The organism is Nocardioides currus (assembly GCF_003057875.1).
In the GTDB taxonomy this organism is placed as follows: Bacteria; Actinomycetota; Actinomycetes; order Propionibacteriales; family Nocardioidaceae; genus Nocardioides; species Nocardioides currus.
In genome coordinates this window covers 153,946-167,558 of the sequence record NZ_PYXZ01000009.1, presented here as the reverse complement: position 1 = coordinate 167,558, position 13,613 = coordinate 153,946, and the positions used below count along the sequence as shown (strand labels likewise).

The following is a 13,613-nucleotide window of genomic DNA, read 5'->3' as shown; positions in this document are numbered from 1 at the left end:
GGTGCGTGAGCCACGGTTCGCGGCGGTGGACTGTGGGTGGGTCACCGCTCGGAGGGGTGGGCGCGTGTCGGCGTACGGCGGCGGTGCGCGAGCCACGGTCCGCGGATCGGGAACGTGGCTGGCTCACCGCCGCGACCGACGTCCGAGACGCCCCGAGGCCCGCCCCGACGTGCGTCGGAGCGGGCCTCGGTGACGGGTGCTGCTAGGCGGCGGTGCCGGTCGCGAGGTCCGGGTCGCCGATGCGGCGGAGCTTCTGCAGCGCCTCCCGCTCGAGCTGGCGCACGCGCTCGGCGGAGATGCCGTGCTTGGCGCCGATGTCGGCGAGCTTGTGCTGCCGGCCGTCGGTCAGGCCGTAGCGGGCCCGGATGATGTCGGCGGCCCGGTCGTCGAGGTGCGCGACCAGGTCCTCGAGGCGCTGGCGGGCCTCGACGTCGAGGAACTCCAGGTCGGGGCCGGGGGCCGTCTCCTGCGCCATCAGGTCGCCGAGCGAGGTGTCGCCGTCCTCGTCGACCGGGGTGTCGAGGGAGACGTGGTCACGGCCCCACGACATCAGGTCGAGGACGCGGTCGATGTCCATCCCGAGCTCGGTGGCGATCTCGTGCGGCTCCGGGTCCCGGCCGAGCTGGCGCTCGAGGGTGCGCCGCGCGCCCGAGACCTGGTTGAGCTCCTCGACGACGTGGACGGGCAGCCGGACGACGCGGGCCTGCTGGGCGATGCCGCGGGTGATGGCCTGGCGCACCCACCACGTGGCGTACGTCGAGAACTTGTAGCCCTTGGAGTAGTCGAACTTCTCGACCGCGCGGATCAGGCCGGTGTTGCCCTCCTGGATCAGGTCGAGCATCGGCATCTGCGAGCGGCCGTACTTGCGGGCGATCGACACGACGAGGCGCAGGTTGGCGGAGATGAACTGGTCGACGGCCTTGCGGCCCTCCTCGGCCAGCCACTCGAGCTCCTCCTGGTTGGCGCTCATCGGGGCGCCACCCTTCTTGCGGCCGACGCGGCCCTCCTCGAGCAGCTTCTCGGCCAGCAGGCCGGCCTCGATGGTCTTGGAGAGCTCGACCTCGGTGGCGGCGTCGAGCAGGGGAGTGCGAGCGATCTCGTCGAGGTACAACCCGACGCTGTCGCGACCTTCGATCTCCCGCGTGGCTCCGCGCGTGCCCCGGCCGGCCGCGCTGCGGGCCGGTGCGTTCTTGGTGATCTGTGTCGTGGTCATGGTCGCCTCCTCCGTAGTGCCGCATCCCCGGGATCGCGTCACGTCGTGTTCAACGGCTCACGGTGTCCGGAGATTCCCCGGCAACTGTGGTTGCCCTTCATCTGCACTGACGTCCGGCTGTTCCGCAGAGTTGCAACCTCGACCAACTCTCAGGGACTTCTCAGGGGTGGTTCGGAGCGTGCGTACCCATGGATGGCCACAGGGATGCGCGGTGTTGGTCATCCACAGGGTGATCCACACCTGTGTGGAGAACGGGCCGCCACCTGTGGAGCACAGGCACCCTTCTGTGGACGTGCCTGTGGGACCAGAGGTTTTGTTCCGCGAACCCCTTGCGCGGCACCGCCGCGGCGACATAGAACTCTCCCTACCAACACCGCTTGCGGGGTTGGGGATCGGATCGGAAAGTCGAACTCACCCGGCGAGCTTGCTCGCTGCGGGGGCCCGGTGACGGGGTCCTCGGAGGACGGCGGAGGTCATGATCGACCGGACGTCACCGCAACCGGTCAGACCGAGGGGCTCCAAGCGCTCATACCGCCTGGAGCCCCTCACCCATTTCTCCCGTCCATGGTCGCAGCGCCCGTCGCGGGCCGCAACGAACGGCGGATGACGTGCCGGCGTACGTCGCGGGGCCGCCGGGCCTCATCCCTCGGTCGGCACGGGGGCAGGTGCGAGCGCCGGGTCGTCCACGGAGTAGGACCGCACCGGGCCGGGCGGCGTCCGAGCCGTCTCGAAGCGCACGGTCACCACGCCCTTGCCGGAGCCCCAGACCCAGCCGGGGCCCATCTCGTCGTGGACCACGTCCATGCCGGGGGAGTAGGACCGTCGGGTGGAGGGCAGCGCCGGGAGCTCGACCTCGGGCTCCTCCGGCTCCGTCTCGCCGAACAGGTCCTCCTGGATCCAGTCGGCGAGGCCCGAGACCCCGACGCCGAGCAGCCGCACCCCACCGGAGGTGTCCAGGTCGGCGAGCAGGGAGCGTGCGACGCGTCCGATGGCCGGTCCGCTGTCGGTCGGGCTCGGCAGCGTGGACGACCGGCTCAGCGTGGTGAAGTCGTGGAGGCGCACCTTGATCGTCACCGTGCGCCCCGACAGCCCGTGCTTGCGCAGCCGTTCCCCGACGTGCGTGGCCTGCCGCGCCAGCAGGCCTTCCATCAGCTTCCGGTCGGTGAGGTCGGTGTCGTAGGTGCCCTCGGAGCTGACCGACTTGGTCTCGCGGTCGGCGACCACCGGCCGGTCGTCCTGGGCGCGGGCGAGCCGGAAGAGGCCGTGGCCGTGGGCGTTGCCGAGCAGGCGCACCATCTCGTCCTCGGTCACCGCCTCGAGGTCGGCGATGGTGTGGATGCCGGCGCGTCGCAGCCGCTCGTTGGTGGCGGGGCCGACGCCCGGGATGACGCCCACCTTCATCGGTCGCAGCAGGTCGCGCTCGGTGCCGGGCGCGACCACGGTCAACCCGTCCGGCTTGTCGAGCTCGCTGGCGACCTTGGCGATGAACTTCGAGGACCCGATGCCCACGCTCCCGGTCAGCCCGCCGGTGACCTCGGCGACCTGCGCGCGCAGCTCCTCGCCGTACGCCGCGACGGTGGCCACCTCCAGGTCCGGCAGCCCGGCCTGGGCGAGGTCGACGAAGGCCTCGTCGAGGGAGAGCGGCTCGACCAGCGGGGACGCGGCGCGCAGGACCGCCATCACCTTGCCGGACGTCTCGCGGTAGGCGTGGAAGCGACCCGTCAGGAACGCCGCGTGCGGGCAACGGGCCCGGGCCTCGCGCGTCGACATCGCCGAGCGGACGCCGAACACCCGGGCCTCGTAGGACGCGGTGGCGACGACGCCCCGCCCGCCGACCCCGCCCACGATGACCGGCTTGCCGCGCAGCGACGGCTTGTCGCGCTGCTCCACGGCGGCGAAGAACGCGTCGAGGTCGAGGTGGAGGACCGAGGCGGTGCTCCTCACGTGCCGTTCCGCCTCATCCCGCCATTGTCGCAGTCGGTTGTCCACAGCCCGACATCTCCTCGCATCCTTGTCGTAGCGAGGGGAAGCGTCCGTCCATGACCACTCCACACCACAGCCCGCGCCCGATGCGGGCCACCTGTCCCGAGGACCTGCTGGCCTTCGTCCCCGTCGCCATCGGCTTCCGACCCGCCCACTCGGTCGTGCTCCTCAGCCTCGCCGGTGACCGGCCGTTCCACGCCCGCGCCGACCTGCCCGACGACGAGTCCGACGTCGACCTGGTCGTCGAGGCGCTCCTGCATCCTGTTGCCGCGCACGCCGTGACCACGGTCGTGCTCGTCGTCTACGACGACGACACCGCCGTCGCCGACGAGACCGCGTGGACGCTGCACGAGGCCCTCGCCGCCGCCGGTGTCGAGGTGTTCGAGGTGCTCCGGGTCCACGACGGTCACTGGTTCTCGGTCCTGCCGGGCCGCGCGCCCGAGACCTACCGCGGCGTCCCCTTCGACGTCGACCACCACCGGTTCGCCGCCGAGTCCGTCCTCAGCGGTCGCGTCACCCACGCCTCGCGGGAGGCGCTCGCCGCCACCCTCGCCCGCGACGACGACGCCGCCCGTCAGGTGGGTGACCTGCTCGACGCCGCCCGGCCGCTCGCCCCGGCCGGGGTGCGCCCGCTGGTGAGCCGGCACGCCGAGGCGCGGGAGCCGGCCCCGGCCGAGGCAGTGGCCACGCTGGCCGTCGCGCTCGCGCTCCCTGACCTGCGGGACGAGGCCTGGTGCTGGCTCACCCGCGACGTCGCCCGGACGTACGTCGAGTTCTGGAGCGACGTCGTGCGGCGCACGCCGGAGGTGCTGGTGCCCGGTCCGGCCTCGGTCCTCGCGTTCACCGCCTGGCTCGCCGGCGAGGGGGCGCTCGCCTGGTGCGCCGTCGACCTGGCTCGCTCGGTCGCGCCGCAGCACTCGCTCGCGCGGCTGGTGGCGGACCTCCTGACGTCCGCCACCTCGCCCGACCTGTGGGCGTCGATGACGCGGCCGGGGGAGGGCGCCGCCTGACGGCTGGTCGGCTCCTCCCGCCGCGGCGCGCTCCTCGCTAGGGTCACCCCATGGGCGAAGAGGTGGAGCAGCAGGAGTTCTCACGCGCGGACCGCACCCAGCACCGGGAGAAGGTGCGCCGCAACCTCGACGTGTTCGCCCGGATGCTGCGGGAGGCCCGCTTCGACACCGACGACCCGATGACCGGGCTCGAGGTCGAGCTCAACCTCGTCGACGAGAACGGCGACCCGGCCCTGAAGAACGCCGAGGTGCTCGAGGCGATCGCCTCGCCCGAGTTCCAGACCGAGCTGGGCCAGTTCAACATCGAGATCAACGTCGCCCCGGCGACCCTGCGCGAGGGCGGGCTGACGACCTTCGAGGAGAGCCTGCGCCGCTCCCTCAACGACGCCGAGGAGAAGGCGTCGAGGTCGGGCGCCCACCAGGTGATGATCGGCATCCTCCCGACCCTCGACGAGGGCCACATGGAGGTCAACAGCCTCAGCTCCAACCCGCGCTACAAGCTGCTGAGCGAGCAGATCCTCTCCGCGCGCGGTGAGGACATCACCATCAACATCACCGGCCGCGACCGGCTCTCCACCACGGCCGACTCGATCGTGCCCGAGGCCGCGTGCACGAGCACCCAGTTCCACGTGCAGACCTCGCCCGACGACTTCGCCGACTACTGGAACGCGTCGCAGGCGATCGCCGGGGTGCAGCTCGCGGTGGCCGCCAACTCGCCGTACCTCCTGGGCAAGGAGCTGTGGCGCGAGACCCGCATCCCGTTGTTCGAGCAGGCCACCGACACCCGCAGCGACGAGCTCAAGGTGCAGGGCGTACGGCCGCGCGTGTGGTTCGGCGAGCGCTGGGTCACCTCGGTCTTCGACCTGTTCGAGGAGAACGTCCGCTACTTCCCGGCCCTGCTGCCGATCACCGACGACGAGGACCCGCTCGAGGTCCTGGAGTCGGGTGGCACCCCCAACCTGCCTGAGCTGCGGCTCCACAACGGCACGATCTACCGCTGGAACCGTCCCGTCTACGACATCGCCGGGGGAGTGCCGCACCTGCGCGTGGAGAACCGGCTGCTGGCCGCGGGGCCCACGGTGGCCGACACGATCGCCAACGCCGCCTTCTACTTCGGGCTGGTGCGCTTCCTGGCCGAGAGCGAGCGGCCGTTGTGGTCGCAGATGTCATTCTCGGCCGCCGAGGAGAACTTCCACGTCGCCGCCCAGCAGGGCATCGACGCCCAGATCTACTGGCCCGGCATCGGCCAGGTGCGGGCCACCGAGCTCGTCGTGCGCCGCCTGCTCCCGATGGCGGCCGAGGGGCTCGACTCGTGGGGCGTCGAGGCGTCGGTGCGCGACCGGCTGCTCGGGATCATCGAGCAGCGGTGCCTGCTGGGCACCAACGGGGCCGAGTGGTTCGTGAACCGCATGCACCAGCGCGGCAGCGAGGACCGGTTCGACGCCCTGCGGGCCACGCTGCTGGAGTATCGCGAGCGCATGCACACCAACGAGCCCGCCCACACCTGGGACTGATCAGCTCCCCGGACTCTCCGGCGTCCCCGAGCGACGACGCAGTCGGCTCCACTCGCGGCGTACGTCGCTGCGCGGGTCGCGCCAGCCGGCGCGCGTGACCACGACGAACGGCACGTCGACCTGCGCCTCCGCGCACGCGGCGTACCACGCAGCCGACCAGGCGACGTCGGCGTCGTGCAGCTCCAGCGGCCCGCTGCGGGTGAGCCAGGCCCACCTCGGACCGGCCGTCGCCGTGCGCTGGAGCAGGGCCGCACACAGGTCGCCGCGCAGGGCCTGGTCGAGCCGCTGGCCGGGTGCCACGCCGTGCGAGGCGTGCGCCCGACCCGGCACGCCCACGTGCAGCACGACCGGCAGGCGACCGCGCGGCGTCTCCTCCTTGAGCGCGATGACGGCGGCCCGCAGCACGGCGTGGTCGGTGCGGGTGATGGGCGCGGACAGCGGCATGGGACCACCCTGCCCCGGTGCGACCCGATCCGCATCGCGTCCTCCACAGGCTCCCGCGGAGCGCACGGATTCGGTACGGTGCAAACGAGCCCGGGCGCAACCTTGCGCGCCGGCACGCGAGAAGGAGACCCCATGGGCACCGTCGTCGTCGGATACGTCCCCAAGCCGGAGGGCGAAGCCGCTCTCGCCACCGCCATCTCGGAGGCCAAGCTGCGGGGCAGCAAGCTCGTGGTGGTCAACTCCCACCGCGGCGGCAACGACTTCGACCAGAACAAGGCGCGAGCGGCCGAGGACGACATGGAGGCCGTGCGCACGACGCTCGACGCGTCCGGCGTGGAGTACGACATCCGGCAGCTCGTGCGCGGCTTCGAGCCGGCCGAGGACCTGATCAGCCTCGCCGAGGCCAACTCCGCCGAGCTCCTCGTCATCGGCCTGCGGCGCCGCTCGCCCGTCGGCAAGCTCATCCTCGGCTCCAACGCGCAGCGCATCCTGCTCGACGCGCACTGCCCGGTGCTCGCGGTCAAGGCGGACTGAGGGCCGGCCGAGGAAGCACCCACGACACGGTCGGCGGCCACGCCCGGATCGGGCAAGATGGCCGCATGGCCATCCAGATCACCGGCGACGCCGCCGCCGACCAGATCCTCGACGAGTCGTCCTTCGCGCTCCTCGCGGGGATGATGCTCGACCAGCAGTACCCCATGGAGCACGCGTTCCGCGGTCCCGCCAAGGTGACCGCGCGCTTCGGCTCCTTCGACCCGGCCGCGATCGCCGCCGCGGACCCCGAGGAGTTCGCGGCGATGGCGGCCACGACCCCCGCCATCCACCGGTTCCCCGGCTCGATGTCGACCAAGCTCCAGGAGCTCGCCCGGATCGTCACCGACGACTACGACGGGGACGCCTCCCGGCTGTGGACCGAGGCGTCGGACGCCAAGGACCTGCTCAGGCGGATCATGGCGCTGCCCGGCTTCGGCAAGCAGAAGGCGCAGATCTTCGTCGCCCTGCTCGCCAAGCAGCGCGGCGTGCGCCCCGACGGCTGGGAGGGCGTCGTCGGCGACTACGCCCTCGACGGCTACCGGTCGGTGGCCGACGTGGTCGACCCCGCGTCGCTGCAGAAGGTGCGCGACTACAAGAAGCAGAAGAAGGCCGCCGCCAAGTCGACTGCCGGGGCCGGAGCCGTCGACTGACGGTCCGGCCCCGGCAACACTGCTGGCGTCCGGTCAGACGGTGACGTCCTCGGGCGCCTCCGGCTCCTGCTCGCGCCGGCGCGAGGCGACCAGGCTCGTGGCCGTGGTCAGCGCCAGGATGCCCACGATCACGCCCAGCGAGGCCAGCGTCGGCACGGACGGCACACCGGGCCACACGCCGTGCGCCCAGTGCAGGACCAGCTTGACGCCGATGAAGCCGAGGATCGCGGCGAGCCCGTAGGACAGGTGGACCAGCTTGTCGAGTGCGCCCTGCAGCACGAAGTACAGCGCGCGCAGGCCGAGCAGGGCGAAGGCGTTGGTCGCGAAGACCAGGTAGGGATCGCCGGTGATGCCGTAGACGGCCGGCACCGAGTCGACGGCGAAGACGATGTCGGTGGCGAACACCGCGACCACCACCAGGGCCAGCGGCGTCAGCCAGCGGCGACCCTCGCGGACCACGCTCATGCGGCTGCCCTCGTAGTCGCTGGTCACCGGCATCAGCCGGCGGGCGAGGCGCACGATGCGCATGTCCTCGACGTCCACCTCGTGGTCGTGGCCCGACATCGCGTCGCGCAGCAGCTTGAGTCCGGTCAGGAGCAGCACGCCGCCGAACACCAGGAAGACCCAGTCGAAGCGCTCGAGGGCGGCCGCCCCGAGGGCGATGAAGATGCCGCGCAGGACGAGCGCGCCGACGATGCCGTAGAGCAGCACCCGCTGCTGCAGGACCTTGGGCACGGCGAAGGCCGCGAGCAGCAGCATGAAGACGAACAGGTTGTCCACGCTGAGCGTCTTCTCGACGAGGTATCCGGTGTAGTACTCCAGCCCCCGGTCGGCGCCGTGCGCGTTCCAGACGTAGAGGCCGAACAGCAGGGGGAGGGTGATGTAGAAGACGGACCAGGCGGTCGCCTCCTTCATCGAGACCTCGTGCGGCTTGCGGGTCGCGACGAAGTCGACCACCAGCAGTCCGACGACCGCGGCGATGGTGATCCACCACAGGGTGGGGGTGGCGATGGAGTCGAGCACAGGGGCTCCTCGGGTTCTCAGGACACACGTGTCATGGCCTGAGGTCTCCCTCGCCCCGGTCCGTCGGACCGCGGGCGCCCATCCGGGGCGCCAGTGGTGGCGCCGTACTGACCGGATGATCTTGGTGAGGTACTCCCCTCGACGCAAAGTGTACGAATCCACTCAAGTTCAGTCCAACCACGGCGCCGGTTCGGACCCTGAGGGTGGCCGTGGCAGAATGACGACGCGGCTCTTGACTACACCGGGCCTTGCCGCGCCCCGATGCCGTTCGACGAGAGGTGTTCGTGTCCCAGCACGCACGAAAGTTGCTTCCAGCAGAGGTGCTCGCGCACCCGTCCATCGTCGCGCTGATCGAGCGTGCGACCCCGATCGGGAGCGTGACCCCCGGCGAGGTCCGCCAAGCCAGTGACGACGCGGCCGTCGAGCCCCGTCATCTCAAGGCCCTGCTGGTCCACCTCAGCGGCCTGGGCATCACCGTCAACGTCGACGCGGCCAGCACCCGTGCCGCTGCCGCGTCCTCCGGCGCCCGCAAGACCACCACCGCTGCCGCGAAGAAGGCTCCGGCCAAGAAGGCCGTCGCCAAGAAGGCCGCCCCGGCCGCTGCCGCGACGAAGACCACCGCGACGACCACCGCGACGAAGTCGACGGCCAAGGCGACCACGGCGAAGAAGACGACCGCCCAGGCGACCACCGCGAAGGCGACCGACACCGTCGACGTCGCGGAGGACCTCGCCGCCGCGACCATCGGTCCCGACGGCACCAAGATCCTGCCCGACGTCCCGGACGAGCAGTTCGAGAAGGACGTCAAGAGCGACCCGACGATCAAGGACGACGAGAAGCAGGCCTTCACCGTCTCCGCCTCCGACGACACCGACGAGCCGGAGCAGCAGGTCATGGTGGCCGGCGCCACCGCCGACCCGGTCAAGGACTACCTCAAGCAGATCGGCAAGGTGCCCCTCCTCAACGCCGAGATGGAGGTCGAGCTCGCCAAGCGGATCGAGGCCGGTCTCTTCTCCGAGGAGAAGCTCGGCAAGGGCGGCAAGATCAGCCCGAAGGTGCTCGAGGAGCTCGAGTGGATCTCCGAGGACGGCCGCCGCGCCAAGAACCACCTCCTCGAGGCCAACCTGCGACTCGTCGTCTCGCTGGCCAAGCGCTACACCGGCCGCGGCATGCTCTTCCTCGACCTGATCCAGGAGGGCAACCTCGGCCTGATCCGCGCGGTCGAGAAGTTCGACTACACCAAGGGCTACAAGTTCTCGACGTACGCCACGTGGTGGATCCGCCAGGCCATCACCCGCGCGATGGCCGACCAGGCCCGCACCATCCGCATCCCGGTGCACATGGTCGAGGTCATCAACAAGCTCGCGCGCGTCCAGCGGCAGATGCTCCAGGACCTGGGCCGCGAGCCCACGCCCGAGGAGCTCGCCAAGGAGCTCGACATGACCCCCGAGAAGGTCATCGAGGTCCAGAAGTACGGCCGCGAGCCCATCTCCCTGCACACGCCCCTCGGCGAGGACGGCGACTCGGAGTTCGGTGACCTGATCGAGGACTCCGAGGCGATCGTCCCGGCCGACGCGGTCAGCTTCACGCTGCTGCAGGAGCAGCTGCACGCCGTGCTCGACACGCTCTCCGAGCGCGAGGCGGGCGTGGTGTCGATGCGCTTCGGCCTGACCGACGGCCAGCCCAAGACGCTCGACGAGATCGGCAAGGTCTACGGCGTGACCCGTGAGCGGATCCGCCAGATCGAGTCGAAGACGATGAGCAAGCTGCGTCACCCGAGCCGCTCGCAGGTCCTGCGCGACTACCTCGACTGACCATCCGCTCCGTGCGCTCCGCGGCCGCCCTGCTCTGTGCGGGGTTGGCCGCGGTCGCATGTTCGCCGCCCGCCGACGCGCCTGCCGACCCATCGCCGGGTCCTCCGGCGTCCGTCCGGAGCGCGTCGCCGGCACCGGCACCGTCATCGCCCGGCCCGGCCGGGGAGCCGCTCCGGTCGGTGCGTCCGGGTGACTTCGACACCGCCGTCGCGATGGCCGCGGTCCGGCACCTCGCCGGGGCCGTCGGTCCGCGGGAGGCGACGAGCCCGTCCTTCGACCGGGCGGCGGGCTGGGTCGCCGACCGGTTCGAGGGCCTCGGCTACGACGTACGGCGCCAGCGCTTCGCCGTACCAGCCGGGAGCTCGTGGGGCGTGCCCGTCGCTGCCGGCCGCTCGACCAACGTGATCGCGACGCCGCCCGGGTTCGACCCGGACCGGCCGCACCTCGTCGTCGGCGCCCACCTCGACACGGTGCCGCAGGCGCCGGGCGCGGAGGACAACGCGTCCGGCGTCGGGGTGGTCCTCGCGGCCGCCGAGGCGGTGACCGACCGGCGCACCCGGCTGCCGGTGGTCTTCGTGGCCTTCGGGGCGGAGGAGCCGCGCAGCGCCACCGACCCGGAGCAGCACCACTTCGGCTCGCGGGCCTACGTCCGCGCGATGGGGGCGGGAGAGCGCGACGCCGTCGGGGGGATGGTCTCGCTGGACCGCGTCGGGGTCGGTGCCCGGGTGCCGGTCGGGTCCGCCGCCGAGTCCGACCCGGTGCAACGCCAGCTGCTCGCCGCGGCCGGACGGGTCGGGGTGGCCGCGGTCCCCGACCCCGGGCAGCGCAGCAGCGACCACTGGTCGTTCGTGCGGGCGGGGATGCCCGGAGCGCGGCTCGGGAGCACGCCGTACGCCGGCTACCACTCGTCGGGCGACGTCGTCGGTGTCGTGGAGCGCGCCCAGCTCGACCGGGTCGGACGACTGCTCCTCGCCTGGCTCGCCCGGCGCTAGTCGTCAGGGAGCGAGACCGGCGCAGCGACGCAGCGAGATGAGGTCGGCCTCGAACCGGGCAGCCGCCGGACCGGCCACGACGCGGGGCAGGCCGTCGGACCCGATCCGCGCAGGCTCCCAGGCGTGGTGGACGACCCGCGCGCGTCCCTCGGGTCGCGCCGCCGCCCGGACCGTGAGCGTCAGCAGGCCGGTGGTCGCGGTCGCGCCGTCCTGGATGTACCACGCGTAGTTGCCGAGCCCGTAGGCCACGTAGCCCGGTCCGAGCCGGCCGTCACCCTGCAGCCGGTGGGCGTGGCTGCCGACGACCACGTCGGCGCCGGCATCGACCAGGCGGGCCGCTAGGTCCTGCTGGCCCGTCGTCGGACACCCCTCGCCCTGGACGCCCCAGTGCACGTAGACGACGACCACGTCGGCCGACGCATCGGCGTCGGCCACCGCCTGCAGCAGGCGTCGCGGATCGACGGCGTCGGCGGTGCCGGGGGAGGTGGCGGTGGCGGCCCACTGGTCGGTGGGGTCGGCCGTCGGGTCCAGCGAGGCCTGGGTGGCGCCGAGGGTGGCCACGACCGTGCCGCGGACGTCGGTCAGCGCGGGCGTGAACGCCTCGTCGGCGTCGCGTCCGACCCCCACCACGGTCAGCGACGGGGCGGCCCGGTCGATCGCGGCGAACATCCCGGCGAGCGGCTCGCGTCCGAAGTCGAGGGCATGGTTGTTGGCCATCGTCGCCACGTCGATCCCGGCGTCGGCGAGGGCACGGAAGGCGGCGGGCGGGGCCTGGAAGGTGAACCGCTTGGTCGGGTCGGGGCGGCCCCCGGTCCCGATCGAGGTCTCCAGGTTGACGATCGCCAGGTCGGCGGCGGCGAGGGTGCCGGTGACGGGGGCGAGCGCGGTGGCCGGATCGGCGAGGCGGCTGCGCAGGGCGCCCTCGAAGTGCACGTCGCCGGCGACCGCGATCGTGATCGGCCGGGACGGCGGCTCGGTCCGCGGGGTGCTCGCGTCCGTCGGCTCCGACGTCGGCTCGGGCTCGGGCGTGGGCTCCGGGGTGGGCGTCGTCGTGCACGCGCAGAGGAGGGCCGTCGCAAGGACGAGCGGCCACCTCATCGCCGGTCTCACCCGGCGGCGACCAGGGCCACGCAGAGCCCGCAGAACGCAAGTCCGACGGCCTGGCCGCGGTGGATGGTCTCGCGCAGCACGGTGGCGGCAAGCAGGATCGTGAAGGCGGGATAGAGCGAGGTGAGCACGGCGGCCACGGTGAGCAGCCCGGTCTGGGTCGCGAGCAGGAAGCCGAGGGCGGCCGCGGTGGCGAGGACGCCGGCGAGCAGGCCACCGGTCACCTCCGAGCGCGCGGTGGGACGCCACGCGACCCGGAGCACGACGGCGGTCGCGACGACGGCCGCCAGCGCGGCGACCTGGGCCAGCGCGAGCGGCCAGTAGCCCGCACCGTCGGGCACCTGGCCGATGGCGGCGAACAGCAGCCCGAAGCCGAGGCCGGCCAGCACGCCGTCGACCAGCCCGGCGGCGAGGCTGCCGTCGCCGCCCGGCTCGCGGCTCACCAGCCAGATGCCGGGCACGGCGGCGGCGATGCCGAGCCAGACGAGGAGCTCCGGGCGCTCGCCGGTGGCCACCCCGACCACCACGGGCAGGACGGCGGCGCCGACCGCGGAGACCGGTGCCACCACGCCCATCCGGCCGGCAGCGAGCCCGCGGTAGAGGAAGGCGCCGCCGAGCCCGGAGCCGATGCCGGCCAGCGCACCCCACGCGAGATCGGACCCGGTGGGATCGCCGTCGGTCACCAGGGCGACCACGACCGAGCAGCCGAGGGCGCCGACGGCGCACATGAAGGCGACCGGCCAGGCGGAGGTACGCCGCGACGCGAGGCCGCCCACGAAGTCGGACAGCCCGTAGGCCAGGGCGGCCGCGAGGGCGAGGACGACGCCCATCAGGTCACCAGCACGCCGACGACCCAGGTCGCCACGGCGAGCAACGACGCGGTGAGCTCGATGAGGATCGACAGGCCCACGGCCTTCAACGCGTGGCGGGTCGCCGGACCGGCGTCGGCGGCGCCGAGGCGACGGCGCTCGGCGGCGTACACCCCGAGGACGAACCCGATGAACAGTCCGACCACGGGGACCACGAAGAAGCCGACGATGCCCAGCAGGCCTCCGACGACGAGGGTCGAGCGGGGGACTCCGGCGGCCTTGAGGCGACGACCGGGGACGACGTACCTCACCACCGTGCCGACCGCGAGGAAGGCGACCGCCACGACGAGCACGAGCCAGCCGGTGGTCGTGTTGACGTCGACGGCCCACAGCAGCAACCCGCCCAGGATCAGCAGCAGGCCCGGGATCACCGGCACCACGATGCCCGCGAGCCCGACGACGAAGATGACGCCGACCAGGACGTCGATGGAGTTCACGGGGTGAACCTACCGACGTCCTG

At 72.4% G+C, this 13,613-nt stretch carries 13 protein-coding genes; 6 read left to right on the top strand and 7 right to left on the bottom strand.

Annotation, left to right across the window (positions count from 1 at the left end):
* Positions 1-202 precede the first annotated feature (202 nt).
* Positions 203-1,213, bottom strand: a complete 1,011-nt coding sequence (locus tag C7S10_RS18485; protein ID WP_108345921.1) for a sigma-70 family RNA polymerase sigma factor — start codon at positions 1,211-1,213, stop codon at positions 203-205.
* A 639-nt stretch (positions 1,214-1,852) separates the two neighbouring features.
* Positions 1,853-3,157, bottom strand: a complete 1,305-nt coding sequence (locus C7S10_RS18480) for a DNA polymerase IV (protein WP_108345920.1) — start codon at positions 3,155-3,157, stop codon at positions 1,853-1,855.
* A gap of 95 nt (positions 3,158-3,252) precedes the next feature.
* Between C7S10_RS18480 and C7S10_RS18475 the strand changes: the two genes are divergently transcribed.
* Together C7S10_RS18475 and C7S10_RS18470 are read left to right on the top strand one after the other, a co-directional pair.
* Complete coding sequence (locus C7S10_RS18475) at positions 3,253-4,206, top strand: DUF4192 domain-containing protein (RefSeq protein WP_108345919.1); 954 nt, start codon at positions 3,253-3,255, stop codon at positions 4,204-4,206.
* Between the two features lie 50 nt (positions 4,207-4,256).
* Positions 4,257-5,720 (top strand): glutamate-cysteine ligase family protein, encoded by a 1,464-nt coding sequence (locus C7S10_RS18470; protein ID WP_108345918.1) that lies wholly within the window; start codon positions 4,257-4,259, stop codon positions 5,718-5,720.
* Here C7S10_RS18470 and C7S10_RS18465 read toward each other — a convergent pair whose 3' ends face one another.
* Complete coding sequence (locus C7S10_RS18465; protein ID WP_108345917.1) at positions 5,721-6,164, bottom strand: hypothetical protein; 444 nt, start codon at positions 6,162-6,164, stop codon at positions 5,721-5,723.
* A 132-nt stretch (positions 6,165-6,296) separates the two neighbouring features.
* On the opposite strand from C7S10_RS18465, the gene C7S10_RS18460 reads away from it, so the two are divergent.
* Positions 6,297-6,698: a universal stress protein gene (locus tag C7S10_RS18460; protein WP_108345916.1), complete on the top strand. Its 402-nt coding sequence runs from the start codon at positions 6,297-6,299 to the stop codon at positions 6,696-6,698.
* A 65-nt stretch (positions 6,699-6,763) separates the two neighbouring features.
* The gene (locus C7S10_RS18455; RefSeq protein ID WP_108345915.1) at positions 6,764-7,348 is read left to right on the top strand and encodes an HhH-GPD-type base excision DNA repair protein; all 585 of its coding nucleotides are present in this window, start codon (positions 6,764-6,766) and stop codon (positions 7,346-7,348) included.
* A gap of 33 nt (positions 7,349-7,381) precedes the next feature.
* Here C7S10_RS18455 and C7S10_RS18450 read toward each other — a convergent pair whose 3' ends face one another.
* The gene (locus C7S10_RS18450; protein ID WP_207769461.1) at positions 7,382-8,371 is read right to left on the bottom strand and encodes a TerC family protein; all 990 of its coding nucleotides are present in this window, start codon (positions 8,369-8,371) and stop codon (positions 7,382-7,384) included.
* A gap of 278 nt (positions 8,372-8,649) precedes the next feature.
* Here C7S10_RS18450 and C7S10_RS18445 point away from each other — a divergent pair, with 278 nt between their 5' ends.
* On the top strand, positions 8,650-10,185 hold the full coding sequence (locus tag C7S10_RS18445; protein WP_108345914.1) for an RNA polymerase sigma factor: 1,536 nt from the start codon (positions 8,650-8,652) through the stop codon (positions 10,183-10,185).
* Positions 10,186-10,364: 179 nt separating this feature from the next.
* Positions 10,365-11,177 (top strand): M28 family metallopeptidase, encoded by an 813-nt coding sequence (locus C7S10_RS18440; protein WP_243395462.1) that lies wholly within the window; start codon positions 10,365-10,367, stop codon positions 11,175-11,177.
* Positions 11,178-11,180: 3 nt separating this feature from the next.
* Here the strand turns inward: C7S10_RS18440 and C7S10_RS18435 are convergent, their stop codons facing one another.
* The 3 genes from C7S10_RS18435 to C7S10_RS18425 are packed head-to-tail and all read right to left on the bottom strand — an operon-like array spanning position 11,181 to position 13,590.
* Complete coding sequence (locus C7S10_RS18435; protein WP_108345912.1) at positions 11,181-12,275, bottom strand: CapA family protein; 1,095 nt, start codon at positions 12,273-12,275, stop codon at positions 11,181-11,183.
* Positions 12,276-12,283: 8 nt separating this feature from the next.
* The gene (locus C7S10_RS18430; protein WP_108345911.1) at positions 12,284-13,114 is read right to left on the bottom strand and encodes a DMT family transporter; all 831 of its coding nucleotides are present in this window, start codon (positions 13,112-13,114) and stop codon (positions 12,284-12,286) included.
* Complete coding sequence (locus C7S10_RS18425) at positions 13,114-13,590, bottom strand: DUF456 domain-containing protein (protein ID WP_108345910.1); 477 nt, start codon at positions 13,588-13,590, stop codon at positions 13,114-13,116. The genes C7S10_RS18430 and C7S10_RS18425 overlap by 1 nt, the downstream gene beginning before the upstream one ends.
* Positions 13,591-13,613: the final 23 nt, after the last annotated feature.

Excerpts from the sequence above, each read along its gene's own strand:
- C7S10_RS18470 (WP_108345918.1), top strand. The coding sequence starts at position 4,257 with ATGGGCGAAGAGGTGGAGCAGCAGGAGTTCTCACGCGCGGACCGCACC.
- C7S10_RS18430 (WP_108345911.1), bottom strand. The coding sequence starts at position 13,114 with ATGGGCGTCGTCCTCGCCCTCGCGGCCGCCCTGGCCTACGGGCTGTCC.
- C7S10_RS18465 (WP_108345917.1), bottom strand. The coding sequence starts at position 6,164 with ATGCCGCTGTCCGCGCCCATCACCCGCACCGACCACGCCGTGCTGCGG.
- C7S10_RS18455 (WP_108345915.1), top strand. The coding sequence starts at position 6,764 with ATGGCCATCCAGATCACCGGCGACGCCGCCGCCGACCAGATCCTCGAC.
- C7S10_RS18435 (WP_108345912.1), bottom strand. The coding sequence starts at position 12,275 with ATGAGGTGGCCGCTCGTCCTTGCGACGGCCCTCCTCTGCGCGTGCACG.
- C7S10_RS18475 (WP_108345919.1), top strand. The coding sequence starts at position 3,253 with ATGACCACTCCACACCACAGCCCGCGCCCGATGCGGGCCACCTGTCCC.
- C7S10_RS18485 (WP_108345921.1), bottom strand. The coding sequence starts at position 1,213 with ATGACCACGACACAGATCACCAAGAACGCACCGGCCCGCAGCGCGGCC.
- C7S10_RS18460 (WP_108345916.1), top strand. The coding sequence starts at position 6,297 with ATGGGCACCGTCGTCGTCGGATACGTCCCCAAGCCGGAGGGCGAAGCC.